Here is a 25,300-nt window from a genome sequence, read left to right as displayed (position 1 = left end):
TGTGAAAGCGCTTTTGATCATTCTTGTTATTGTCTTCAGTTATTTGCAGTATAAACTATGGATAGCTGAAGGCAGAGTTCAAGACTCATGGTCTTTAGAGCAACGAATAAACACCCTTGAAGCAGAAAACAAAATTCTGAGCGAGCGCAATAACGCATTACAAGCCGAAGTTTCCAATTTAAAAAGTGGTTTAGAGGTCGTCGAAGAAAAAGCTCGAAATGAATTAGGGTTTGTAGGTAAAGACGAAACGTTCTTTCAGTATATTGAAGCTGGCGATGGTAAATAAACCAGAAAAAGTTTGGTGTGTAGTGGCAGCCGCTGGCATTGGTTCAAGAATGCAATCAGCAGTTCCTAAACAATATTTACCACTTGGTTCATCAACTGTTTTAGATGCAACATTGGAACGACTACTGTTATGCGAAAAGATTGAGCATATTGTTGTTTGTATTCATCAGAATGATAACTACTGGCAACACAGTAAATTTGCACAGGATGACCGTATTAGCATAACGTTTGGTGGAAGTGAACGAGCTGATTCTGTTTTAAATGGTGTGTCTTTAGTCAAAGAGCATGCTGATTTAAATGATTGGGTTCTTGTTCATGATGCCGCACGACCCTGTGTTAGATGTAGTGATATAAACGTGTTAATTAACACTGCATTAAAACAGCAAGTTGGTGCTATTTTGGCGACACCAATACACGATACGGTTAAAAAAGTAGTCAATAAAAAATCCACACAAACGCTCGATAGGTCAATATTATGGAGAGCGCTGACACCACAAATATTTAAACTCGACATGCTAAATAATGCCCTAATCAATGCGATCGAGTCTAATCGTGTAATCACGGATGAGGCCAGCGCTATTGAGCAGATGAATCAAGCTGTACAAATAGTAAAAGGACATGCTGATAATATCAAAATCACTTCGCCATCAGATTTAGATTTGGCTCGTTATTATTTAGAACAACAAGAGAGGCAAGTATGCGCATAGGCCACGGCTATGATGCACATCGGTTTGAAGCAGGGAAACCTCTCGTATTGGGCGGTGTGAAAATTTCTCATGACTATGGCTTATTAGCGCATTCAGATGGTGATGTGCTGTTACATGCGTTGTGTGATGCGCTGTTAGGTTCAATAGGTGAAGGTGATATTGGGCAACATTTCCCTGACAGCAGTGATGATTATGCCAATATCGACAGCCGTGTTTTGTTGCGGCATGTATATGCTTTAGTCCAACAAAAAGGTTTTAAGCTAGGAAATGCTGATTTAACAATTATTGCGCAAGCCCCGAAGTTATCTCCTTATTTAAATAAAATGGCGTTATATATAGCCAAAGATTTAAATTCAGGCGCATCGCAAATAAATATAAAAGCAACCACTACAGAAGGAATGGGCTTCCCCGGAAGAAAAGAAGGTATTGAAGCGCATGCTGTGGTTATTGTCGTTTCTGCGCGTTAAATTAAGATGCTGTTTGAGAAACATATTGATGAGCTGGCTTATGCCCATGGCGGCACAGTTGGGGCTGGCCAACTAAAGCAACAAGCAGAAGATTTTATCGTAAACGAGCGCTTAACATTTACCCCGTCTGGCGAGGGAGAACATGAATTTGTGTATGTGCAAAAAAAAGGGCTCAATACCGATGAGGTGCTAAAAAAACTTGCTGTTCATGCAGGTGTAACCCGGCGTTCAGTCTCTTATGCGGGTATGAAAGATAAACATGCGGTTACCAAACAGTGGTTTAGTGTACATTTGCCAGGCCGAGCAGCACCGGATTGGCAGTTATTAGAAGATGATTCAATTAAAATCAAACGAAGTACTCGTCACCTTAAGAAATTAAAAAGAGGGGTTATTCAGTTTAATGAATTTGAGATTGTTATTTCACAGTTAACAGTTGATCATGCCTTGCTGCAGCAACGTATTGAACAAATAAAAATGTTTGGTGTGCCTAATTACTTTATGCAACAACGTTTTGGTTACTTATGCCAAAATCTAGATCGTGCGTATGGACTGTTTTCTAGAGGCGAGAAAATTAAGAATAAGCAGTTAAAAGGCCTATTGTTATCTTCAGCCAGATCGTTTCTGTTCAACCAAGTGCTGTCTGAGCGAGTGAAGGCTGAAAATTGGGATAAGGCGCTACCCGGTGATGCATTTATGCTCAGTGGAACGCGTCAGTATTTTACAGATGAAGCCAACTCAACAACGACTCATACACGTTTAATGGAACATGATATTCATCCAAGTGGTCCATTATTTGGAGTAAATGATAAAGTGGTTTCTGCTTCAGTTGAGCAGCTGGAAGACACAGTGTTTACGGCTAACAGTGTATTTTGTAAGGGTTTATTGAAGGAAAAAGTTGACTCTGCTAGACGCGCTTTAAGGGTTGTGCCGACAGATTTTAAGGCAGAGTTGATATCCACTGATAAACTTCGATTATCGTTTAAACTCCCTTCCGGCAGTTATGCAACCGCTGTTATTCGTGAGTTAATTAACACAACAAGTCATGTTAACTAGGGTTTATTAATGGATTTTGAACATATCTTAGGCTTAGGGTTATTACAAGGGTTAACAGAGTTCCTGCCGATATCAAGTTCAGCACACTTAATTTTATTGCCCACTCTTTTAGGTTGGAAAGACCAAGGTTTAGCTTTTGATGTTGCTGTGCATGTGGGAACATTAATAGCAGTAGTTAGCTATTTTCAACACGATTTGAGGCAAATTATTAAAGGTTGGTTTGCATCTGTCTTCAAAAAAAATCATACGCAAGACAGTCGTTTAGCTTGGATGATAATCATAGCGACAATTCCGGTTGGTTTGGTTGGTTTATTAGCGGGTCATTTAATTGAAATTTACCTTCGCTCGCCCATAGTTATTGCAATAGCGACGCTCTTTTTTGGCTTGCTTCTTTGGTATTCGGATACTAAGGCACAGCGACATAAAGATGAATATGCAATATCGATTAAGACAGCCATTATTATTGGGTTATATCAGGTGTTGGCACTTATTCCTGGAACATCAAGATCGGGAATTACCATGACTGGAGGCTTGCTGCTAGGGTTGACGCGTGAGGCAGCCGCAAGGTTTTCTTTTTTACTATCCGTCCCATTAATCTTTTTAGCAGGAAGTTTAAAGTCAGTTGAGTTGATGAGTAGCCCAAGCCAAATTGACTGGTTCTCTATTATTATGGGTGTATTTATTTCAGCGTTAAGTGCCTTTGCCTGTATTTCAATTTTCCTAAAGGTGCTAGAAAAAGTAGGGATGCTGCCTTTTGTGATTTACCGTTTAATACTGGGTTGTTTTTTATTGTATTTATATGCAGTTTAGCGTTTTTGTCGTAACAAAACGTATAACGCCCCGGTTCCACCATCTTTAGGCTGGGCAGAGGCAAAAGCTAATACGGCAGAGTCATTTTTTAGTAGATTAACACAAAGGTTTTTTAAAACAGGCGATTGATTGAGTGATCTTGTTCCCTTGCCATGTATAAGCAATAGATAACGCTGCTGAAGCTCAAGCTGTTCTCTAATACACTCTCTAATGTAATGTTGTGCTTGTTGTTTATCTAAACCATGTAAATCAATTGTTTCATTAATTGTTATCGCGCCTCGTTTTAATTTTTTTATCGTTTTAGCTTGGACAGAGCTGTGGGCAAAGAAAACGTATTGCTCTGATGTAATGTCATTTGTGTGATCAACAATATATTCATGATCCGCTTTTAGAGGTGGAAAGCTTTTTTTTATTGGTTTTGGTTTCGACGTATCATCATAGAAATGCCGTTCTGTGTTCGAGAGTATGTTTACCTCTCCAATAAACTCACGGAATAATTGAGAATCATTATCGGAACTTAGGCGTTTTTTTTTATCTTCAGGCATAATATGAGTTTATCAAATTTGAGCGCTAATTTTTTTATAAGTAACGGTATCTAGATAAACTTAATGCATATTTTAGTAAGTAATGATGATGGGTATTTAGCCCCTGGTTTGTCGGCATTGGCGAATAAACTATCTGAAGTAGCTCGTGTTACTGTGGTCGCGCCGGATAGAAACAGAAGCGCGGCGAGTAACTCTTTAACACTGGATATGCCGCTGCGAGTACAGCAAATGGATAATGGTTACTTTAGTGTTGATGGAACCCCCACAGATTGCGTTCATTTAGCGATTACAGGCTTGTTAAAAGAAGACCCCAGTATTGTATTCTCTGGCATTAATAACGGAGAAAATATGGGTGATGATGTTTTGTATTCCGGTACGGTTGCTGCGGCAACTGAAGGGCGCTTTTTAGGCTTACCGTCAATTGCTATTTCAATTACCTCTAGTAAGCCAAGATACTTTGAAACAGCGGCAAATATTGCTGTGCTGTTACTCAATCAATTGATGGTTAAAGAGCTTCCGGCCGATACAATTTTAAATGTTAATGTCCCTGATTTGCCATTAACAGAGATAAAGGGTCTTAAAGCGACAAGGCTTGGTCAACGACATCGTTCAGAGCCGGTAATAGAGGGGCGTGACCCAAGGAATAAAAAAATATACTGGGTAGGGCCGCCTGGCGCGCAGCAAGATGCGGGTGAAGAAACAGATTTTTATGCTGTTGAAAATGGTTATGTTTCGATTACGCCGTTAAAAATTGATTTAACCAACTACCAGCGTTTAAATACATTAAATGATTGGCTTGAAGAGCTCGTTTTATGAAAGACCTAACAGGCATTGGGATGACTTCGCAGCGCACCCGAGACAGGCTTATTGCTCATTTAAAAGAACTAGGTATTAAGGATGAGCGGGTGTTATCGGTAATGAGAAAAGTACCGCGGCACTTATTTATGGCTGAAGCCTTATCAAGTCGGGCTTATGAGAATACCTCGCTACCAATTGGGCATGGTCAAACCATTTCGCAACCGTATATGGTTGCGCGCATGACTGAACTATTGATTGAAGATGGTTTGCCTGAAAATGTCTTAGAAGTTGGAACTGGTTCGGGCTATCAATCTGCTATTTTGGCCAGTTTAATACCCAGAGTATTTTCAGTTGAAAGAATCAGGCCGTTGCAAGAACAAGCAAAGAGAGTGTTGGCTGATATAGGGGTTAGAAATATAAGTTTCAAACATTCAGATGGCGGTTGGGGGTGGAAGGCATGTGGGCCTTATCAGGCTATTTTGGCAGCCGCCGCACCTGCTGAGATTCCTATGAAGTTATTAGAGCAACTAACCATTGGTGCTAGGCTGATTATTCCTGTTGGTAAAGAAGGGCAACAAGTTTTACAGCGAGTGACCAGAACAGAATCGGCTTATGAAGTTGAAACGATTGAAGAAGTTAGTTTCGTACCTTTTTTAAAAGGGCGTGCCTAGGAGGCGTTAGATTGTTTAAACGTTTATATCAGCAGGTTTTATTTTGGGCGGAGCACCCAAAAGCTAACAGGTACCTTTTTACTTTAAGTTTCGCAGAATCTTCATTTTTCCCCATTCCCCCAGATGTTATGTTGGCACCAATGTGTTTAGCAAAACCGTCGAAAAGTTTTTATTTTGCAATGATAACCACTATTGGTTCAGTTATTGGCGGAGTATTTGGTTATTTAATTGGAATGTTTTCGTTTGAGTTGATAGAACCGATTATTGAAATGTTTCACTACCGTGAGAAATTGGAACATGTAAACGCGTGGTTTATAGATTGGGGCTTTTGGGCAATTTTAATAGCTGGCTTCTCACCGATTCCCTATAAGTTGTTTACGATTGCTGCAGGCTTGCTCGGTATGATGTTTATCCCCTTTGTCCTTGCCTCTCTAGTCGGTCGTGGGGCACGGTTCTTTTTAGTGGCTTTCCTGGTGTCGTTAGGTGGTAATAGTTTGAAAAACAAACTCAATGACTATATAGAGGTAACTGGTTGGATCGTGACAGCGATGATTGTTATGGGGTTGTTAATCTCTAGATTTTATTAACGTGTTTAGCTTAAAAGCCATTAAAGATACTGTTACTTTAATAAGTGTTTTGCTCGTAATCTGCACGCTCATATCTTGTGGTGGCTCTAGTGTTCATGCGCCAGTCTATAATAATCATTTACCTACGAAATCAACTTCATCTAAAGTACATATCGTTCGTGCTGGCGATACCTTGTATTCAATTGCTTGGCAAAATGGTAAAGATTACCGAACATTAGCTCAATGGAATAATATCTCATGGCCTTATACAATTTATAAAGGTCAGAAATTGACCTTAATTGGTAGCAATTTAAAAACAAATGATAAGAATAAATCATTAAAACCAGCCAAAAAAACACTTAAAAAACAAAAGATAACGAAGAGTACTTCAAATAATTATCAAAAAAGGTTAAAGTTAAATTGGCAGTGGCCGATAAACGTTACAAGCTTTGAGAAAGGCCTTGTTAAATCTGGTCTGGTGTTATTTGGAGAAACCGGTGAGCAGGTTAAAGCAAGTGAAAGTGGTAAGGTTGTTTATGCAGGCAGTGGTTTAAAGGGCTATGGTAACCTCATAATAGTGAAGCATAATGAAGAGTACCTAACGGCCTATGGTTATAACAAACGTGTGTTAGTCAGTGAAGGCAGCGTTGTTAAAAAAGGTGAGGTTATAGCAGAAATAGGTGTCGACAATAAAAACCGTCGGGTTCTTTTTTTCGAAATGAGGCGTCACGGTAAGGCAGTTTCGATACTAGAGTATATGCCAGTATTAAGAAAGTAAATGCAAGGAAATGCTAACTAATAAATCATCTGATAAAAAATCAGACTGAGAGAATACTATGGACGATAATAAAAAATCAAAAACAACTACTAACGACCCAACTCAGCTGTATCTAAATCAATTAAGTGAATCTACCTTATTAACCGCTGAAGAAGAGGTATTTTATGGTCGTCTTGTGCAAAAAGGGGATCACCCAGCAAGACAGCGAATGATTGAAAGTAATTTGCGGTTAGTGGTTAAAATCTCACGACGTTATATGAACCGTGGTCTTCCTATGCTGGACCTAATAGAAGAAGGAAACTTAGGGTTGATTCGTGCGGTTGAAAAATTTGACCCCGAAAAAGGTTTTAGATTTTCAACCTATGCAACATGGTGGATTAGACAAACAATTGAAAGAGCGATTATGAATCAAACCAGAACGATTCGTTTGCCAATTCATATTATCAAAGAGATGAATATTTATCTCAAAAAAGCCCGTGAACTCAGTCAACAACTCGATCGTGAAGCCAGTGCTGAAGAAGTGGCTGAAGTAACAGGTAAGCCTGTAGAGGTCATTGAAAAAATGTTTCGTATGCACGCTGATAATGTTTCATCACTGGATGCGTCTCTTTCGCAAGACTCTGACCAACAAGTCTTAGATACGGTTGTTGATCAAGATGCTAAAGAACCTACTGATATTTTACAGTCTGAAGAAGTCCGAGAGAACCTGACAGTTTGGCTGGAACTGTTGAACGATAAGCAAAGAGAGGTGATCTCTCGTCGTTTTGGTGTTCGTGGCTACCATGCATCTACTTTAGAGCAAGTAGCAAATGAAATGGGGGTAACTCGAGAGCGTGTTAGGCAGATACAAATGAATGCACTTAAATCATTGCGCTCGATTCTTGAAAATGAAGGAATGTCAGCATCTGTTCTACTACATTAGTGATGCAGGGCCTTGATTGGGTCCTTTGTATTACATTAATGTTGACAGTTAAAATGCAGATGAGTACTGTATCGCGCTCATCTCGTCTTACATAATGGCCCTGATACAATATGCATGATTTCGCTAGAATACAACGTCTCCCACCGTATGTTTTTAATATTGTTAATGATTTAAAGGCACAAGCGCGTGCAGCAGGCGAAGATATCATCGATTTTGGTATGGGTAACCCTGATCAGCCAACTCCTCAACATATCGTTGATAAAATGACCGAAGCCGCTCAACGTGGTGATACTCATCGATATTCCGTTTCACGAGGTATCCCTCGTTTAAGAAAAGCTATTTGTGGCTGGTATAAAACAAAATATGACGTAGACCTAGATTTTGACTCAGAAGCCATTGTTACCATTGGTTCTAAAGAAGGTTTGGCGCATTTAGCAATGGCGACTCTTGGCCCCGGTGATGCCGTGCTGGTTCCCAACCCAGCTTATCCAATACACCCTTATGGTTTTGTTATAGCGGGGGCTGATATTCGACATGTTCCAATTAGCCCTGAAGTAGATTTTTTTAGTGAACTTGAAAAAGCAATAAAAACGTCGTATCCAAAACCCAAAATGTTGGTATTAAACTTTCCGGGTAACCCAACAACGCAGTGTGTTGATTTAGAGTTTTTTGAGAAAGTAGTAAAAATGGCTAAAGAGCATGACATTTGGGTCGTGCATGATAATGCCTATGCAGAAATTGTATTCGACGGTTATAAGGCGCCGTCTATTCTTGAGGTTCCAGGCGCTAAAGATATTGCTGTTGAGTTTTATTCGTTGTCAAAAACGTACAACATGCCTGGTTGGCGAGTGGGCTTTATGTGTGGAAACAAAGAATTGGTGGGCGCATTAGCACGTATAAAGTCTTATTTGGATTATGGGATGTTTACACCTATTCAAGTAGCGGCAATTGCTGCACTAGAAGGTCCGCAAGATTGTGTTGATGAGATACGTACCTTATACAGAGAGAGAAGGGATGTGTTGTGTGACGGGCTTAATGCAATTGGTTGGGCGGTTGAAAAACCTAAAGCAACCATGTTTGTATGGGCAAAAATCCCTGAACAATATCGCTCTCTTGGTTCTTTAGAATTCTCTAAAAAGTTGCTAAAAGATGCAAAGGTGGCGGTATCTCCGGGTATTGGTTTTGGTGATTTTGGTGATGAATATGTGCGCTTCGGGTTAATTGAAAATACCCACCGAACACGTCAAGCTGTTCGGGGTATTAAACAAATGTTTCGAAACGATAATCTGGCATAACTGCTTTTTCGTCCGAGGTTAAATCCTGTATAATCGCGCCCTTAATTGAACGAAGGGGAATCGCTTGAAAGTTGTAAAGGTTGGGCTATTAGGTCTAGGTACGGTAGGCGGCGGTACAGTTAATGTTTTAACTAAAAATGCTCAAGATATATCACGTCGCAGTGGTTGTGAAATTGTTGTTAGTTCAGCAAGTGCACGGGATATAACGCGCCCACGAATTTGTAATACCGATACGCTGCACCTAACGACAGATTCGCAAGAGATTATCAACGACCCTGATGTTCAGATAGTGGTCGAGCTTATGGGTGGTATAGAACCAGCGAAGTCTTTAATTCTTGAGGCTTTATCTAAAGGTAAGCACGTAGTCACAGCAAATAAGGCGCTTATTGCGAACCATGGTAATGAGTTGTTTGTTGCTGCTGCTGAAAACAAAGTAACGCTGGCTTATGAAGCTGCTATTGCTGGTGGTATTCCAATTGTAAAAGCGATGCGTGAGGGACTCAGCGCAAATAGCATAGAGTGGCTAGCCGGAATTATTAACGGAACGGGTAACTTTATACTGACCGAAATGTTTGAAAAAGGCAGTGTATTTTCAGATGTATTGAAAGAAGCGCAAGAGCTAGGATATGCTGAAGCAGACCCAGAATATGATGTTGAAGGCATCGATGCCGCACATAAACTGTGTATTTTGGCCTCATTAGCTTTTGGTATGCCGCTTAATTTCGAGCGAGTCTATACAGAAGGTATTTCAACAGTCACCCCATTAGATATTGCCTATGCTGATGAGCTGGGCTACCGTGTTAAACATTTAGGTGTTGCGAGAAAAACAAAAATGGGTGTGGAAATGCGTGTTCACCCAACGTTAATTCCAGAAAAAAGGCTTATTGCCAATGTGGATGGTGTGATGAATGCCGTTGTAGTGAAAGGCAATGCAGTTGGACCAACATTATATTACGGAGCAGGGGCCGGTGCAGAGGCAACAGCGTCAGCTGTTATCGCAGATATTATCGATATTTGTCGAGACTTAGATACGCCTGCAGTAAATGCTGTGCCTGCATTAGGTTTTGCAACCTCAGGGCTGGAAGAATTACCGATTCTTCCGATTGAAAGTATTACAACCGCATTTTATTTGCGTTTGTCTGTCGAAGATAAACCCGGTGTTATGGCAGCAATTACGAAAATCTTAGCAGACCATGGTATTAGCATCGAAGCAGTTCAGCAAAAAGAGCCAGAGCAACATGGTGATAAGGCTCAAGTAATTTTACTGACAGATAGCGTTGTTGAAAAATCACTGATCAACGCGTTAACAGAAATTGAATCACTTGATTCAATCAATCAACCAGCGGTTCGTATTCGTGTCGAATCGTTACAATAGGAATGACTATGCCAACAGGAAATCGTTATATCGGTCTAATAGACAAATTTAAAACTGTGTTGCCAGTGTCTGACAGCACACGCTTGATTAGTTTAGGTGAAGGGAATACGCCGCTTATTCAATTGCAGAATATTCCGGCGTTGATTGGTAAAAATGTCGATATTTATGTTAAGTATGAAGGCTTGAACCCAACGGGTTCTTTTAAAGACCGTGGCATGACGATGGCGGTAACAAAAGCAGTCGAAGAGGGTAGTAAGGCTATTATTTGTGCATCTACAGGTAATACCTCGGCATCAGCAGCGGCCTATGCTGCTCGTGCAGGTATTAAAGCCTTTGTATTAATTCCTGAAGGAAAAATTGCGTTAGGTAAATTGGCGCAAGCAATGATTCACGGCGCAGAAATAATACAAATTAAAGGTAACTTTGATCATGGGATGCAATTGGTTAAAGAGGTTGCAGAGCACGCGCCTGTAACCATTGTTAACTCTATTAACCCTTATCGTTTGCAAGGCCAAAAAACTGCCTCCTACGAAATTGTTGAGGCCTTAGGTAAAGCGCCAGATTATCATTGTTTACCCGTCGGTAACGCTGGAAACATTACAGCTCACTGGATTGGGTATAGTGAAATGGCACAACCAGCCGGTGAGCACGTAACCGATTCATGTGCATTTTGTGAAGGTGATTGCGAATATGATCGTACACAATATGCAACCGCTAAGCGCCCTGTGATGGTGGGCTATCAAGCAGCTGGCGCAGCTCCTTTCTTAAAAGGTGAAATGATTGATGAACCAGAAACAGTAGCAACAGCAATTCGTATTGGGCGACCACAATCTTGGGATCAAGCGTGGGCGGCACAAAAGGAATCAGGTGGTTGGTTTGACTTGCTGACTGATGAAGAAATTCTTGCAACACAAAAGTTACTCACTGAAAAAGAAGGGATTTTCTGTGAACCCGCGTCTGCTGCTTCAGTTGGCGGTGCTATTCGTGATATAAAAAACGGCAAAATCCCTGAGGGCAGTACGGTTGTTTGTACCTTAACTGGACATGGGCTGAAAGACCCCGATACGGCCATCGCGCAGTGCGCGGTAAATTCTAACGCCATTGAGGCGTCATTGGATGCTGTTAAAGCGGCTATTTTAGACAAGTTATAATGCCGTAATGGCGGGCGAAACCGAATTAGCAAGCTCATCTATTGTTATAAAACATCGTGAGTCAACTGGCCATGATTCAGACGCTTTGCCAGATTTACATCCTGTTTTACGGCAAGTGTACTTAAATCGTGGGGTTACCCATGAGCAACAACTTGACCGTACATTAAAGAACTTACCGAATTATCAACGCCTTTCAGGTATTGATAAAGCTGTCAGCCTTATTAAGACGGCAATTAAAACAGATCAAAAAATACTCATTGTGGCTGATTTTGATGCGGATGGTGCCACTTCGTGTGCGGTAGCTATTAGAGGTTTACGGATGTTGGGTGCAACTAATTTAGACTTTGTTGTACCCGACCGCTTTAAATTTGGTTATGGCCTAACGCCTGAAATTGTTGATGTTGCACTAGAGTTAAAGCCAGATTTATTAATCACGGTAGATAACGGTATTTCTAGTGTGGAAGGGGTTGCGCATGCTATCAAGAAAGGCTGCCAAGTCATTGTTACCGATCATCATTTACCACCTAAAACACTACCAAATGCAGATGCAATCGTTAATCCACAACTACAGGGTGATGAGTTTCCTAGTAAATCCTTAGCGGGTGTTGGCGTCATCTTTTATGTTTTATTGGCACTGAGAGCCGCCTTAAAAATTGAAGGTGTGTTTGATAAGCAACCAGTGCCTAATCTTGCAAACCTACTCGATATTGTAGCGCTTGGTACGGTGGCAGATGTGGTACCCCTAGATGAGCTTAACCGTAAATTGGTCTATCAAGGCTTGCTTAGGATACAAGCAAAAAAATGCGTTCCAGGGATTATTGCCTTACTTAATATTGCTAAGCGTGAACCAGAGCGTGTTGTTTCTAGTGATTTAGGTTTTGCTATTGGTCCACGGTTAAATGCCGCCGGGCGACTTGATGATATGTCTCTCGGTATTCAATGCTTGCTCACCGATAGTGAACAAGAGGCACGCGATATGGCTGAGCAATTGGACATGTTGAATATAGAGCGTCGTTCAATTGAAGAGGATATGAAACAAGATGCATACAAGATTTTGGCTTCGTTAAAACCAAGTCAGCATCAACATGATCAATGGGGTGTTTGTTTGTTCGATGAATACTGGCATCAAGGTGTGATAGGTATACTGGCATCGCGAATTAAAGAAAAACTTAATCGACCAGTGATTGCTTTCGCAAAGGGTGATGGTGAAGATGTAAAAGGCTCAGCACGTTCGATCCCCGGTTTACACATAAGAGATACGCTAGACGATGTGGCTAGTTTACACCCTGGGTTATTAAAAAAATTCGGTGGTCATGCAATGGCGGCAGGGATGACGATTGATGAAAATAATTTAAGCCTATTTATCGAGGCATTTAATGTAGCCGTTAAAAAACGTCTTAATAATGAATTGCCTGATGATGTGTTATTAGTAGACGGAGAGGTGCCTGATAACGATATTAATTTAACATTTGCTGAAACACTTCGACAAGCTGGACCTTGGGGTCAAAACTTTCCGGAACCGGTTTTTGTTGGTCGTTTTAAGGTAAAGCAAGCGCGAATTTTGTCACAAAAACACGTGAAGTTATCTTTTGAGACGTTAAGTAACAACAGAGTGATAGACGCGATTTATTTTAATGTAGATAATCCAGGCAGTATTATTGGTTTAAATGAGGTGGTTGTTGCTTATCAATTAGATGTTAACACCTATATGGGGCGCTCAAGGGTGCAATTATTAGTTAGGCATCTAGAAGAAGTGAAGCAATTTTAAATGCGTTTAGCAGTAGAGAAGAAAATGATTAACGGCCTTTGTTTAGCTCCTAATTATTTGAATCATATTTAGATCTTTTGCTAATGATGTATCACAAATTCGGAGGATCAGATGGTTGAACAATATTCAAAGTTAGAAATTGACAGGGAGCTTGCCCTCTTAAATCAGCTTACATCTGTTCATTGGATCTTGAAGAGTGGAAAGCTGGCTAAGACATTTACCTTCTCAAATTTTATCGAGGCGTTTGGCTTTATGACAAAGGTGGCTCTTTATGCTGAGAAACTAGGTCATCATCCGGAGTGGTTTAATGTTTATAAAACAGTTAATGTGAATTTGATAACACATGAAGTAGGCGGGCTATCAAAAAAAGATTTTGAGTTAGCCAAAACTATGGAAATACTCAGTCATTAAATGATGAAAGCTATTTTTAAACATTTCTTCGTCATAGTAGTTATTAATTTACTAATAGCTTGTGCTGGTGCACCGAAAAACCCTCATTTAATAGATGGGATTAACCCTGAAACTCGACAGCGTGTTGAGGCATGGAAAACGCTGATAGAGCAAGGGGCTAAAAAGCCAGATATTGATAAATTGAATGCAGTTAATGATTTTGTTAACAAAGTTGAGTTTGTTGATGATATTTATCATTGGGGAAAGCAAGACTATTGGGCAACACCGTTACAAACTCTGGTGACTAAGGCCGGTGATTGTGAAGATCTATCAATTGCAAAGTATTTTACTTTAACAGCGATGGGCGTCGAAGAAGAGAAGCTTCGTCTAACCTATGTCAAAGCCTTAGATATTAATAGGGCGCACATGGTTGTAAGTTATTTTAACAAGCCAAATGCTGAACCGTTAGTGCTGGATAATTTAAACCCAAAAATACTTCCGGCATCTCAGCGTAATGATTTACTACCGGTGTATAGTTTTAATGCAAATGGTTTATGGCTTACAAAACGTAATGCAACGGCACGCTATGCAGGGAGCAGTGATCGAGTGGGGCTGTGGCAAGAATTGCTTCAAAGTATGAACGTTGAGGCTTCAAATGAACCTGCCATGATTTGTTTGTATCAGTATTATGATTTGCCAGACGATAAAGCAAAAACATTTTGCCCATAAAGAGTTAATAATAATTATGATTGACGTTGAAATTCCAAAGGAACCAGTAGAGTTGTATAAAGTGTTGAAGTTTGAAAATCTGGTTGCCAGTGGTGGCGAGGCAAAATTGGTCATCAGTGAAGGGTTGGTCTTGTTAAATGGTGAGATAGAAACAAGGAAACGTAAAAAAATTGTTTCTGGCGATGTTGTGGAATTTGCCGGTGAAACGTTGCGTATTAAATTAGGGTCAGCAACGTAAGGTTTATCATTTGGCACGTTTAGTTTTAGGATTTAACTGATTTCAATAATTAAAAAACAGGGCGCTAGCTTGTTGTTTTTAGGTGCATAACTGGCTCAGACTTACGATTTTAGGTGTACATTGAACCTATATAGTACTAAAATAGTCCTATATATGAGGTTATTATGTTAAGAGTCAGTAAACTTACAGATTACGCGAGCGTTATTTTGACGCATATTGCTCATCATCCAGATGCGCTTCATGCTGCTTCTGACTTAACCAATGCAACAGGTGTTGCGTTACCCACCGTGAGTAAGATTCTTAAATTGTTAACAAAAAATAACATTTTAGTCTCTCACCGTGGATCTAAAGGTGGTTACGCATTAGTAAACTCCCCCAGTGAAACAAACGTGGCTGACATAATTACCGCGATAGAAGGCCCAATTAGTATGACTGAATGCAGTACGATTTCAGGTCTATGTGAACAGGAAGCCTCGTGCGAAGTTAAGGGTAATTGGCATTTAATAAACAGAGCCGTCTATACCGCTATTGAGGCGGTTAGTCTGGCAGATATGATTACCCCGGTTAGGCAGCAAACAGTTAATTTTAGTGTGCCAGAAATGGTCAAAACAAGTGATTTAAAAGTGGAGAGCTAGATGTCAGCATCTAATGAAAATTTAAAAGATAGGATAGGTCAAGCGTACAAAGATGGTTTTGTGACGGATATTGAATCAGATTCTTTTCCGCCAGGCCTAAATGAAGATGTTATCAGAGCCTTGTCAGCAAAAAAGGAAGAGCCTGAGTTTCTGCTGGAATGGCGATTAGAAGCATATCGACATTGGCTAACAATGGAACACCCCGAGTGGGCGTTTGTTGAATTTCCTAAAATAGATTTTCAGGATATCAGCTATTACTCAGCGCCAAAAAGTATGGAAGATGGACCTAAGAGTTTAGATGAGGTGGACCCTGAACTTATCAGTACCTATAACAAATTAGGAATTCCACTGGAAGAGCAAATGCGTCTTGCCGGTGTGGCCGTTGATGCTGTGTTCGATAGTGTATCTGTCGCGACCACGTTTAAAGATAAACTAGCTGAAGCGGGTGTTATATTTTGTTCATTCTCAGAAGCGGTTAAAGACCACCCAGAGTTGATTAAACAGTACTTAGGCACTGTGGTTTCACAGTATGATAATTTTTATGCAGCGTTGAATGCTGCGGTGTTTAGTGATGGCTCATTTGTATACATTCCTAAGGGCGTTCGCTGTCCAATGGAACTGTCTACTTACTTTAGAATTAATGCGGCTAATACCGGACAGTTTGAGCGAACCTTAATTGTCGCAGATGAAGGTAGCCATGTCAGTTACCTAGAAGGTTGTACAGCGCCTATGCGCGATGAAAACCAATTGCACGCAGCAGTGGTTGAATTGGTGGTTTTGAAAGATGCTGAAATTAAATATTCAACTGTTCAAAATTGGTATCCGGGTGATGAGAACGGCCTTGGTGGTATTTATAATTTTGTAACAAAACGCGCTGATTGTCGTGAAGACAATGCCAAAGTGTCTTGGACACAAGTTGAAACAGGTTCCGCGATTACGTGGAAATACCCCAGTGTTATCTTGAAGGGTGATAATTCTGTTGGCGAGTTTTATTCAGTTGCGTTGACGAATAATTACCAACAAGCAGATACCGGCACAAAAATGATCCACCAAGGAAAGAATACGAGTAGTACAATTATCTCAAAAGGTATTTCGGCGGGGCATGGGCAAAATACGTATCGCGGTCTTGTTAAAGTAGGTCGAGGTGCTGAAAATGCTCGAAACTATACACAATGTGACTCGTTGTTAATGGGTGACCAATGTGGCGCGCACACCTTTCCGTATATAGAAACAAAAAACCCTACTGCGACCATCGAACATGAGGCGTCGACCTCTAAGATCAGTGAAGACCAATTATTTTATTGCATGCAACGAGGCATTTCTGCCGAAGATGCTGTCTCGATGATTGTGAACGGATTTTGTAAAGAAGTGTTTAAAGAATTACCGATGGAGTTTGCGGTTGAAGCGCAGGCCCTACTTGGCATTAGTCTTGAAGGCAGTGTTGGTTAATAAATAAAATAGTTAAGGAATAAAGATATGTTAAAGGTTGAAAATTTACACGTCAGTGTAGAAGGAAAAGAAATTCTTAAAGGTATTAATTTAGAAATTGGCGCTGGTGAAGTACATGCGATTATGGGTCCAAATGGCTCTGGTAAAAGTACCTTGTCATACGTGCTCTCTGGTCGAGAAGGCTATGAAATAACCGAAGGCCGTGTATTATTTAACGGTAAAGACTTGTTTGAAATGAGTGTAGAAGAGCGTGCTTGGGCAGGCGTATTTCTGGCTTTTCAATACCCGGTTGAAGTCCCAGGTGTGAGCAATATTTATTTCCTAAAGGCTGCACTTAATGGTGTGCGTAAATTTAACGGCTTACCAGAGCTTGATGCGATGGATTTCATTTCCATGGTAAAGGGAAAAATGAAAGAGCTCGATATGGATGAAAAGTTTCTATACCGCGCCGTTAATGAAGGGTTCTCTGGCGGCGAGAAAAAGCGTAATGAAATTCTTCAGATGTCAGTATTAGAGCCGTCATTATGTTTGTTAGATGAAACAGATTCTGGTTTAGATATTGATGCGCTTCAAGTCGTTGCTAAAGGCGTTAACCGCCTACGTAACCCTGAACGTTCATTTGTTTTAGTGACTCATTACCAGCGTTTGCTAGATTATATTAAACCTGATTACGTTCATGTATTAGCTCATGGACAAGTCGTTAAGTCAGGTGGTCCAGAACTAGCATTAGAACTTGAAAAACAAGGCTATGCTTGGGTTGACGAAAAATTAGCGAGTTAATTATGTCTGTTACGCATTTACCAAATACTCATTACACTGGCTTAGTGCTAGATCAAAAAAAACAGCTTCTTGGTGAAGGGTTTGATTGGTTAGCTAATCTACGTAAACAAGCGGCAGAGCAATTTTCTGCTAGTGGTTTTCCAACGTTTCGTGAAGAAGAGTGGCGATATACGAATATTACGCCGATAGAAAAGAATCAATTTACACTGCCCGATGTCGCTGGACAGGTCGATTCTGCATTTGTCGATAGTGTCTTGTTAGATGACTGCCATCACATCGTGTTTGTTGACGGCTTTTATCAAGCTGAGCTTTCTTCGCTTAAGGATATACCGAATGGTGTGATTGTTTCCGCTTTGAGTGATGGCCTAGTCGATAACGAAGCGCTTATTAAGTCATTATTGGATTCTGTAGTAGAAACACCAGCGTTAGGGTTCATTAATTTTAATACCGCTCTTTTTTCTGATGGTGCGTTGATTTGTATTGAGGAAAACACGGTGGTCGATAAACCTATTCAGGTAGCGTTTATCTCATCAAAACAAGGCGCATTAACACTGAGTAATACAAGAAACTTAATACTTGCTCAAGCATCATCAAAAGCACAAATCATTGAAACCTATCATGCAGTTGATGACAGCTGTTATCTTACAAACGTTGTCAGCGAAGTGGTTGTTGAGCCGAATGCAAACTTATCACACCATCGTTTACAATCTGAATCTACAAGCGCCTATCATATTGGTGGTGTTTATTCACGGCTTGAGAAAAATGCAATATTTAATCAGAACAGTTACACTTTTGGTGCAAGTATCTCGCGCACGGAGGCTCATGCAACCCTAGGAGAAGCCTCTGACTGTACTATGGATGGTTTATATGTTGGACAAGATCGTCAGCATATGGATCAACATACGCGCTTAAATCATGCACAGCCGCACGCTGTTAGTAATGAGTTCTATAAAGGAATTTTAGGCGACCATTCAACGGGTGTTTTCCAAGGGCGTATTATTGTTGCGCAAGATGCTCAAAAAACTGATGCAGCAATGAATAACAGAAATTTATTGTTATCCGATCGTGCCGAAGTTGACACCAAGCCACAATTGGAAATTTATGCTGATGACGTTAAATGTGCTCATGGTGTAACGGTTGGTCAGCTTGATGATGCAGCTGTTTTCTATTTGCAGTCTAGGGGCGTTGACAACCAAACTGCAAAAAATATGTTGACCTTCGCGTTTGCCAACGAAATGATTGAGCGAGTTAGTTTTGAACCATTAAGAATGGCCTTGTTAGCAAACTTGCTTAAACGCTTCCCACAGGCCGGTATGAAAAAAGAGTGGTTATGAATCAATCAGTAGAAAATTTAGCCGCGTATGATGTTGATAAAATCCGTCAGGACTTTCCTGTCTTAGATCAGCAAGTTCGGGGTAAACCATTGGTATACCTTGATAATGCAGCGACAAGCCAAAAACCTAAGCAGGTGATAGATAGTATCGTTAACTATTATGAAAACGATAATGCTAATATCCATCGAGGTGTTCATACATTAAGTGAACGGGCTACTTTATCGTATGAGAATGCGCGTAAAACTGTTCAACAGTTTTTGAATGCAGCATCAGAAAAAGAAATTGTTTTTACCCGTGGGGCGACAGAAGCTATTAACTTAGTCGCCAATGGCTTAGCAGAAACAATTAAACAAGGCGATGAAATATTGATCACCGCGATGGAGCACCATTCCAATATTGTTCCTTGGCAGATGTTATGCAAAAAAACAGGGGCTAGCTTAAAGGTGGCACCAATTAATGAGCATGGTGAGCTGATGCTGGAAGAGTTTGAAGCATTGATAAGCAACAAAATTAAGTTTGCGGCTATATCGCACATGTCCAATGCGTTGGGAACAATTAACCCAATTAAGCAACTAATCGACCAGCTTCATCAGCATGATGTTCCTGTTCTTGTGGATGGCGCTCAAGCAATTCCTCATATTTCAGTTGATGTGCAGGCGCTTGATTGTGAATTTTATGTGTTTTCTGGGCATAAATTGTACGCACCAACCGGTATTGGTGCTCTGTATGGAAAAATGGAGCAACTTGAACAAATGGCGCCTTATCAAGGTGGTGGTGACATGATCAGTGTTGTTACATTTGATAAGACGGTCTATAACAAAGTACCGTATAAGTTTGAAGCGGGAACACCAAACATTGCTGGAACGATTGGTTTAGGCGCAGCAATAGACTATGTAAACAGCATTGGGGTTGATGAGATAGCGGCGCATGAAAATGCATTATTAAACTATGCTGTAGCACAAGCTAAACGCATTGATAAATTAAGAGTTATTGGTACGGCTAAAGAAAAAGGAGCGATTATGTCGTTCGTTTTAGACGGTATCCACCCGCATGATATTGGTACGATGATGGATCATCAAGGTATTGCAGTTAGAGCAGGGCATCATTGTGCAATGCCTGTGATGGATTTTTTTGGAGTGCCTGCCACTGCGAGAGCTTCATTTGCAATGTATAATACGCATCAAGAAGTCGATGCTTTGATGGCTGGAATTGAAAACTTAATAGAGATGTTTGGCTAATGTTGGATGATTTAAGAGATCTATATCAAGAAGTTATTTTTGATCATAATAGAAACCCAAGAAATTTCCGCGCGATGGACGATGCAGATCGTCAAATAGACGGCTTTAATCCATTATGTGGAGACCGATTAACGCTTTTTATAAAATTTTCAGACGGTAAAATTAGTGATGCTAGCTTTCAGGGTCAAGGTTGCGCAATTTCAACAGCCTCAGCATCATTGATGACAGATATCGTTAGAGGGCAGACCGAAGAAGAAGCTCAACACCTATTTTCATTGTTCCATAAAATGGCAACGGGTGAGCATGTTGAAATGGACGAGCTTGGAAAACTAGCCGTATTAGCAGGTGTCTGTGAATATCCTGCACGTGTTAAATGTGCAACATTACCATGGCATACGTTAGATGCTTTGTTACAAGGGTCAGAAGAACCGGTAACAACCGAATAACCACCTTTAGTAACTTTTGCCATGCGTGAGCTTAACCCAATCATTAATAAGATTAGTGACCTAAAAGAGCGTACTTTATCGCTTAGGGGGTACCTTTGACTTCGAAACAAAAGACGAGCGTTTAACCGAGGTTTTACGCGAATTAGAAGACCCTGACGTATGGAATGATCCTGATCGAGCACAAACATTGGGTAAGGAACGTGGTCAACTAGAACTTGTTGTCAATACTATTAATGAATTAACTAGCGCGTTAGCAGATGCAAGTGATCTGTTGGAAATGGCTGTTGACGAAGATGATGATGAGACAGTCGCGACAATAGAAGAAGACTTATTATCTTTTGAAAAAAAAGTAGCGGCACTTGAATTTCAACGCATGTTTGCAGGTGAGATGGATGCAAATAATGCTTTCTTAGATATTCAAGCAGGCTCAGGTGGCACAGAGGCCCAAGATTGGGCTGAAATGATTTTGCGTATGTACCTGCGGTGGGCGGAGCAACATGATTTTAAGACAGATATCATCGAGATTTCAGCTGGTGATGTGGCCGGTATTAAAAGTGCAACAGTGTCTATTCAAGGAGATTATGTATTCGGTTGGTTAAAAACTGAAATTGGTGTGCATCGATTAGTGCGGAAATCACCATTTGATTCAGGTAACCGTCGTCATACATCTTTTGCTGCTGTTTTTGTATCACCAGAAATTGATGATGATATTGATATTGATATCAATCCAGCTGATTTGAGAATTGATGTGTATAGGGCCAGTGGGGCAGGTGGGCAGCATGTTAACAAAACAGAGTCTGCTGTGCGCATTACACATGAACCGACCAATACGGTTGTTCAATGTCAAAATGATCGATCGCAGCATAAAAATAAAGCCACAGCAATGAAGCAATTAAAAGCTAAGCTGTATGAGCTAGAAATGCAAAAGAAAATGGCTGATCAACAAGAGCAAGAAGAAAGCAAATCAGATATTGGCTGGGGAAGCCAGATTAGGTCTTATGTATTAGACCAATCAAGAATTAAAGATTTACGTACAGGTGTCGAAACTGGCAATACACAAGCAGTCCTCGATGGGTCGTTAGACCAATTTATTGAAGCCAGTCTAAAAAGTGGAATTTAAGTGATGAGTGAACAAAAGAACAATAACCCAGAGCACGATGAGAATAAATTAATTGCGGTTCGTCGTGAAAAACTCGCTGAGATAAAAAAATCAGGCAATGCTTACCCTAATGATTTTAAGCGCCAACACTATGCTGAAAGCTTACAAGCCGACTATGATCAATTTGATAAAGAAACATTAGAAACTAAAGCAGTTAACGTTTCTTTAGCTGGCCGCTTAATGGGTAAACGCGTTATGGGTAAAGCGAGCTTTGCTCACATACAAGATATGACTGGGCGTATGCAACTATTCGTTCAACGAGACAGCCTGCCTGAAGGGCATTATCAAACATTTAAAAGTTGGGATATCGGTGACATTCTAGCGGTTGAAGGCGTTTTATTTAAAACCAAAACGGGTGAGTTATCAGTTCGCGTTGCATCAATTAGATTGCTAACAAAGTCTTTACAGCCCTTACCTGAAAAATTTCATGGGCTCACAGATCAAGAACAACGTTATCGCCAGCGGTATGTTGACTTGATTATGAACGAAGAGTCACGAAAGGTATTTCAAACACGTAGTAAAGTGGTTAGCTATATTCGTCAATACCTCGTTGATCATAACTTTATGGAAGTTGAAACCCCAATGATGCATGTCATTCCAGGTGGTGCAACGGCTAAACCATTTGCAACACATCACAATGCCTTGGATATGGAGTTGTTTTTACGTATTGCCCCTGAATTGTATCTAAAACGCTTAGTCGTTGGTGGTTTTGAACGAGTTTTTGAGATTAATCGTAGCTTCAGAAATGAGGGACTTTCAACACGTCATAATCCTGAGTTTACAATGCTTGAGTTTTATCAGGCGTTTTCAGATTACAAAGATATGATGGATTTAACTGAAGATATGCTTCGTTCACTGACTGAACGTGTTCTTGGAACAAATATCGTTCATTATCAAGGTGAGGATTATGACTTAGGTAAGCCTTTTAGGCGTATGTCGGTTATTGAGTCTATTTTGCATTATAACAACGATATAACTCGGGGAAACTTGGCAACAAAAGAAGCTGCATTAGAAGTGACTAAACGCTTAAAAATTCCAGTTGAAGACAGTTATGGACTAGGGAAAATTCAAATTGAGATATTTGAAAAAACGGTTGAAGAGAAGCTTCATGAACCAACGTTTATTACTGAGTACCCAACAGAAGTGTCACCGCTTGCCCGTAGAAGCGACAAAGACCCGTTTGTAACCGATCGGTTCGAGTTTTTTGTTGGCGGGCGTGAAGTAGCTAATGGCTTTTCAGAGCTTAATGATTCAGAAGACCAAGCTGAACGTTTTAAACAGCAAGTAGAAGACAAGGAAGCAGGTGATGATGAGGCTATGCATTATGACGCAGATTATATTCGTGCACTTGAAGTGGGTATGCCCCCAACCGCAGGTGAAGGAATTGGTATAGACCGTTTGGTTATGTTTTTAACTGATTCGGCTTCAATCAGGGATGTAATTTTATTCCCTCATATGAAATTAGAAAACTAACCGTTTTACTCGATTTCTAAGGTGTATTTCTTAGGCATGGATTGGTGCTAGGCCCATTGCCCAAAGACTAACTGTCGCAACTAAAATTCCAACGATGGTTACTAAACCGATAGTAAGGACAGCACTGGCAAATAGAAAACCTCTTTCTTGATTAATACCCATTACAATGGGAATGCCGGTGTATAAAAGATAAACGGCATAAGCAATGGCGATAAGCCCCATAATAAAAATAAGCCAAGGGATGGGTGCGCTGGCAAAAATACCACTCAGGAAGAAAGGTGAAAGTATCGTAATGCTTAATAACATACAGGTCGATAGATCTTTACTTGCCCCATATGTAGCTGCCATCCAATGGATTGCTTTACCTATAATCGCGGTGCCAATTATGCAAGCCAAATAGAAAGCGACGGCAAGTGGAATGGTGCTTTGATAAGTGAATCTAAAATTTCTGTCGCCAATATCCCAGCCAATTACTGCAGCACCAATAAAAGCAGATACTGCAGGGATTGCTGTCAATAAAAGGATATATTTATAAAAGCACTCAGCAATACTGATTTTTCTATCACGGATCTTAATCCATTCTTTATCTGATCGTATGAATTTACCGGTAAGGTGTTTAAGTATCATTTGAATTCCTTTTTAAATTATTGGCTGATATCTCAGTAATAAGTATGAACTAATCTAAGTCTCTATCTCTAAATATTAATACTTTCTTGATCTAGATCATTATTAATTTAATTGTTGTGCAATGAATATTTATGAAGCTAATGCAGTACCGGGTAACACCTTTGTTATAATCTTGCTTTTTTACAATATTCATTTCAATGCATTTACTTGATTTCCTTAAACCATGGGAGTTTTCACCTGTCTTAATGGTGTCATTCTTATTGCTCTTTTGGTTATATACGCGTGGTTTTATGGCGATTAAGAGGGTGGATAGAACGGCTAAAACGTATTGGCAGGCAGTCAGTTTTTATATTGGTTTGTTCTCAATATATATTGTTTCTCATACCTACATTGATTACCTGTCTCAGTATATGTTTTGGGTGCATCGTTTCCAGCATTTAGTTTTGCATCATTTAGCACCCATGTTAATGGTTCTGGGTGCTGTGGAAATTGTGCGTAAAGGCTTGCCGAATTACTGGCCGTGCTGGTCGTCTGTGCCAACACTTATTAGGTGGCCTTGTGAGCGTCTATACCACCTTATTCAACACCCTGTGTTAGCCCCTATTTTGTTTGTTGGTTTAATTTATTTGTGGCTAATACCCGACATTCACTTTATAGCGATGCTCAGTAAGAAGTTGTATTATGTAATGAACTGGTCGATGCTTCTTGATGGCTTTTTATTTTGGTGGTTGGTATTAGGCCCCGAATGGCGTGGGGAAGGGAAGGGGTTTAAAACGCGTATCATCATGATGTTCGTCGTTGTTGTTCCTCAACAATTATTAGGGGCTTATTTAACCTTTAGTACCGATGTTATTTATGATGTATATGATGTGTGTGGCCGTGCATGGCCCATTAGCCCTATAGCTGATCAAATTTATGGTGGTATTATTACGTGGATTCCAGCTAGCATGATGAGTGTTTTAGGGCTTGTTTTAGTATTACGTCGCCGTTTGAATTATCAAAAAAATGAAAATTATGAAAAAAATTAAGTCCATTGCCGCTATAGCTATCCTTATCACATTATCAGCATGTGCTGAAGACGAGCCGACACGTTTAACTAATGTCAGTGGTTTAATACCAGACCTTAGTTTTGAACTTATTGATGAGGATAATAAGGTGGTGACAGCAAGTGATTACCATGGTTACACAGTAGCGTTATTTTTTGGTTTTACCAATTGTCCAGGAATCTGTCCAACGACCATGCACCAACTATCACAGGTGTTAGCCGACGTTGACCCTGAGGGCTCTTCGATGAAAGTTTTATTTGTCTCGGTTGACCCTAAGCGCGACACGGTAGAAAAACTTAAAAAATATACGGATATTTTTGGCCCAGCGTTTATTGGGCTTCGTGGCGATGAATCAGCGGTTAAAGAAATGACAAAAAAATACCGTGTGACGTTTGGTTATGGTGATTCTGATGCCCAAGGCAATTACGATGTTTCGCACAGTGGAGCGGTTTTTGTTTTTGATTCAAAGGGTGAGGCAAAGTTATTAGCAACTCAGTCATCAACGACAGAAGACATGATTTATGATGTGAAAAAACTCGTTAATTTATAAATTAACGAGTTTTTT

29 protein-coding genes are annotated in these 25,300 nt (G+C 40.2%); 27 read left to right on the top strand and 2 right to left on the bottom strand.

Features of this window, described 5'->3' with window-relative positions; translation table 11 throughout:
- The first annotated feature begins 1 nt into the window (after position 1).
- The 5 genes from KUG63_RS01110 to KUG63_RS01090 are packed head-to-tail and all read left to right on the top strand — an operon-like array spanning position 2 to position 3,322.
- The gene (locus KUG63_RS01110; protein WP_016390758.1) at positions 2-286 is read left to right on the top strand and encodes an FtsB family cell division protein; all 285 of its coding nucleotides are present in this window, start codon (positions 2-4) and stop codon (positions 284-286) included.
- Entirely contained in the window at positions 276-992 is a 717-nt protein-coding gene (ispD, locus tag KUG63_RS01105) for a 2-C-methyl-D-erythritol 4-phosphate cytidylyltransferase (RefSeq protein WP_287553694.1), read from the top strand. The genes KUG63_RS01110 and ispD overlap by 11 nt, the downstream gene beginning before the upstream one ends.
- Entirely contained in the window at positions 983-1,459 is a 477-nt protein-coding gene (gene ispF / locus KUG63_RS01100; protein ID WP_016390756.1) for a 2-C-methyl-D-erythritol 2,4-cyclodiphosphate synthase, read from the top strand. The genes ispD and ispF overlap by 10 nt, the downstream gene beginning before the upstream one ends.
- Positions 1,460-1,465: 6 nt before the next feature.
- Positions 1,466-2,512, top strand: a complete 1,047-nt coding sequence (gene truD / locus KUG63_RS01095; RefSeq protein ID WP_020932683.1) for a tRNA pseudouridine(13) synthase TruD — start codon at positions 1,466-1,468, stop codon at positions 2,510-2,512.
- A gap of 9 nt (positions 2,513-2,521) precedes the next feature.
- A complete protein-coding gene (locus KUG63_RS01090) occupies positions 2,522-3,322 on the top strand; it encodes an undecaprenyl-diphosphate phosphatase (RefSeq protein WP_015005845.1) in 801 nt (266 codons plus the stop codon).
- Here KUG63_RS01090 and KUG63_RS01085 read toward each other — a convergent pair.
- Entirely contained in the window at positions 3,319-3,867 is a 549-nt protein-coding gene (locus tag KUG63_RS01085) for a Smr/MutS family protein (RefSeq protein WP_016390754.1), read from the bottom strand. The genes KUG63_RS01090 and KUG63_RS01085 overlap by 4 nt on opposite strands.
- Positions 3,868-3,930: 63 nt before the next feature.
- Between KUG63_RS01085 and surE the strand changes: the two genes are divergently transcribed.
- The 20 genes from surE (at position 3,931) to lysS (ending at position 23,062) form a co-directional block, all read left to right on the top strand.
- Positions 3,931-4,683 (top strand): 5'/3'-nucleotidase SurE, encoded by a 753-nt coding sequence (gene surE, locus KUG63_RS01080; RefSeq protein WP_015005847.1) that lies wholly within the window; start codon positions 3,931-3,933, stop codon positions 4,681-4,683.
- Positions 4,680-5,336: a protein-L-isoaspartate(D-aspartate) O-methyltransferase gene (locus KUG63_RS01075; protein WP_020162119.1), complete on the top strand. Its 657-nt coding sequence runs from the start codon at positions 4,680-4,682 to the stop codon at positions 5,334-5,336. Before surE ends, KUG63_RS01075 begins: the two co-directional genes overlap by 4 nt.
- 11 nt (positions 5,337-5,347) lie before the next feature.
- Positions 5,348-5,923, top strand: coding sequence for a YqaA family protein (locus KUG63_RS01070; protein WP_020162120.1), 576 nt, complete (start codon positions 5,348-5,350; stop codon positions 5,921-5,923).
- 1 nt (position 5,924) lies between these two features.
- Positions 5,925-6,680 (top strand): peptidoglycan DD-metalloendopeptidase family protein, encoded by a 756-nt coding sequence (locus KUG63_RS01065; RefSeq protein ID WP_016390750.1) that lies wholly within the window; start codon positions 5,925-5,927, stop codon positions 6,678-6,680.
- Between the two features lie 58 nt (positions 6,681-6,738).
- Complete coding sequence (gene rpoS / locus KUG63_RS01060; protein ID WP_016390749.1) at positions 6,739-7,602, top strand: RNA polymerase sigma factor RpoS; 864 nt, start codon at positions 6,739-6,741, stop codon at positions 7,600-7,602.
- 110 nt (positions 7,603-7,712) lie between these two features.
- The gene (gene alaC, locus KUG63_RS01055) at positions 7,713-8,897 is read left to right on the top strand and encodes an alanine transaminase (RefSeq protein WP_015005852.1); all 1,185 of its coding nucleotides are present in this window, start codon (positions 7,713-7,715) and stop codon (positions 8,895-8,897) included.
- Between the two features lie 64 nt (positions 8,898-8,961).
- The gene (locus KUG63_RS01050) at positions 8,962-10,272 is read left to right on the top strand and encodes a homoserine dehydrogenase (protein ID WP_020932681.1); all 1,311 of its coding nucleotides are present in this window, start codon (positions 8,962-8,964) and stop codon (positions 10,270-10,272) included.
- A gap of 8 nt (positions 10,273-10,280) precedes the next feature.
- A complete protein-coding gene (thrC, locus tag KUG63_RS01045; protein ID WP_287553687.1) occupies positions 10,281-11,423 on the top strand; it encodes a threonine synthase in 1,143 nt (380 codons plus the stop codon).
- Positions 11,424-11,430: 7 nt separating this feature from the next.
- Positions 11,431-13,191, top strand: coding sequence for a single-stranded-DNA-specific exonuclease RecJ (gene recJ, locus KUG63_RS01040; protein ID WP_020932679.1), 1,761 nt, complete (start codon positions 11,431-11,433; stop codon positions 13,189-13,191).
- 111 nt (positions 13,192-13,302) lie between these two features.
- Entirely contained in the window at positions 13,303-13,602 is a 300-nt protein-coding gene (locus KUG63_RS01035) for a 4a-hydroxytetrahydrobiopterin dehydratase (RefSeq protein ID WP_015005856.1), read from the top strand.
- Positions 13,603-14,310: a transglutaminase-like cysteine peptidase gene (locus KUG63_RS01030; RefSeq protein ID WP_287553684.1), complete on the top strand. Its 708-nt coding sequence runs from the start codon at positions 13,603-13,605 to the stop codon at positions 14,308-14,310. It begins immediately after the preceding gene.
- Between the two features lie 16 nt (positions 14,311-14,326).
- On the top strand, positions 14,327-14,548 hold the full coding sequence (locus KUG63_RS01025) for an RNA-binding S4 domain-containing protein (protein WP_015005858.1): 222 nt from the start codon (positions 14,327-14,329) through the stop codon (positions 14,546-14,548).
- Positions 14,549-14,712: 164 nt separating this feature from the next.
- Positions 14,713-15,183 (top strand): SUF system Fe-S cluster assembly regulator, encoded by a 471-nt coding sequence (locus KUG63_RS01020; protein ID WP_015005859.1) that lies wholly within the window; start codon positions 14,713-14,715, stop codon positions 15,181-15,183.
- Entirely contained in the window at positions 15,184-16,632 is a 1,449-nt protein-coding gene (sufB, locus tag KUG63_RS01015; RefSeq protein ID WP_015005860.1) for a Fe-S cluster assembly protein SufB, read from the top strand. It begins immediately after the preceding gene.
- A gap of 27 nt (positions 16,633-16,659) precedes the next feature.
- Entirely contained in the window at positions 16,660-17,412 is a 753-nt protein-coding gene (gene sufC / locus KUG63_RS01010; RefSeq protein WP_015005861.1) for a Fe-S cluster assembly ATPase SufC, read from the top strand.
- Between the two features lie 2 nt (positions 17,413-17,414).
- Positions 17,415-18,746: a Fe-S cluster assembly protein SufD gene (gene sufD / locus KUG63_RS01005; protein ID WP_020932676.1), complete on the top strand. Its 1,332-nt coding sequence runs from the start codon at positions 17,415-17,417 to the stop codon at positions 18,744-18,746.
- Entirely contained in the window at positions 18,743-19,984 is a 1,242-nt protein-coding gene (locus tag KUG63_RS01000) for an aminotransferase class V-fold PLP-dependent enzyme (RefSeq protein ID WP_287553681.1), read from the top strand. Before sufD ends, KUG63_RS01000 begins: the two co-directional genes overlap by 4 nt.
- The gene (sufU, locus tag KUG63_RS00995) at positions 19,984-20,430 is read left to right on the top strand and encodes a Fe-S cluster assembly sulfur transfer protein SufU (RefSeq protein ID WP_287553679.1); all 447 of its coding nucleotides are present in this window, start codon (positions 19,984-19,986) and stop codon (positions 20,428-20,430) included. Before KUG63_RS01000 ends, sufU begins: the two co-directional genes overlap by 1 nt.
- A gap of 21 nt (positions 20,431-20,451) precedes the next feature.
- Positions 20,452-21,550 (top strand): peptide chain release factor 2 gene (prfB, locus tag KUG63_RS00990; protein ID WP_096910748.1). Its coding sequence is split into 2 segments (ribosomal slippage): positions 20,452-20,526 and positions 20,528-21,550, totalling 1,098 coding nucleotides; the frame shifts between segments, so codons are not numbered across the junction.
- 3 nt (positions 21,551-21,553) lie between these two features.
- A complete protein-coding gene (gene lysS, locus KUG63_RS00985; protein WP_287553676.1) occupies positions 21,554-23,062 on the top strand; it encodes a lysine--tRNA ligase in 1,509 nt (502 codons plus the stop codon).
- A gap of 30 nt (positions 23,063-23,092) precedes the next feature.
- Here the strand turns inward: lysS and KUG63_RS00980 are convergent, their stop codons facing one another.
- Positions 23,093-23,689, bottom strand: coding sequence for a Yip1 family protein (locus KUG63_RS00980; RefSeq protein WP_016390741.1), 597 nt, complete (start codon positions 23,687-23,689; stop codon positions 23,093-23,095).
- A gap of 197 nt (positions 23,690-23,886) precedes the next feature.
- On the opposite strand from KUG63_RS00980, the gene KUG63_RS00975 reads away from it, so the two are divergent.
- Both KUG63_RS00975 and KUG63_RS00970 read left to right on the top strand, forming a co-directional pair.
- Entirely contained in the window at positions 23,887-24,717 is an 831-nt protein-coding gene (locus KUG63_RS00975) for a cytochrome c oxidase assembly protein (RefSeq protein WP_015005868.1), read from the top strand.
- Positions 24,704-25,285 carry an SCO family protein gene (locus KUG63_RS00970; RefSeq protein WP_277642126.1) on the top strand — a complete coding sequence of 194 codons (582 nt, stop codon included), beginning with the start codon at positions 24,704-24,706 and terminating at the stop codon, positions 25,283-25,285. Before KUG63_RS00975 ends, KUG63_RS00970 begins: the two co-directional genes overlap by 14 nt.
- The last annotated feature ends 15 nt before the right edge of the window (positions 25,286-25,300 follow it).

It is taken from the genome of Cycloclasticus sp., assembly GCF_019090545.1.
In the GTDB taxonomy this organism is placed as follows: domain Bacteria; phylum Pseudomonadota; class Gammaproteobacteria; order Methylococcales; family Cycloclasticaceae; genus Cycloclasticus; species Cycloclasticus pugetii.
Note: the sequence above shows the minus strand (reverse complement) of the source record. Positions and strands in the feature narration are given on the sequence as shown.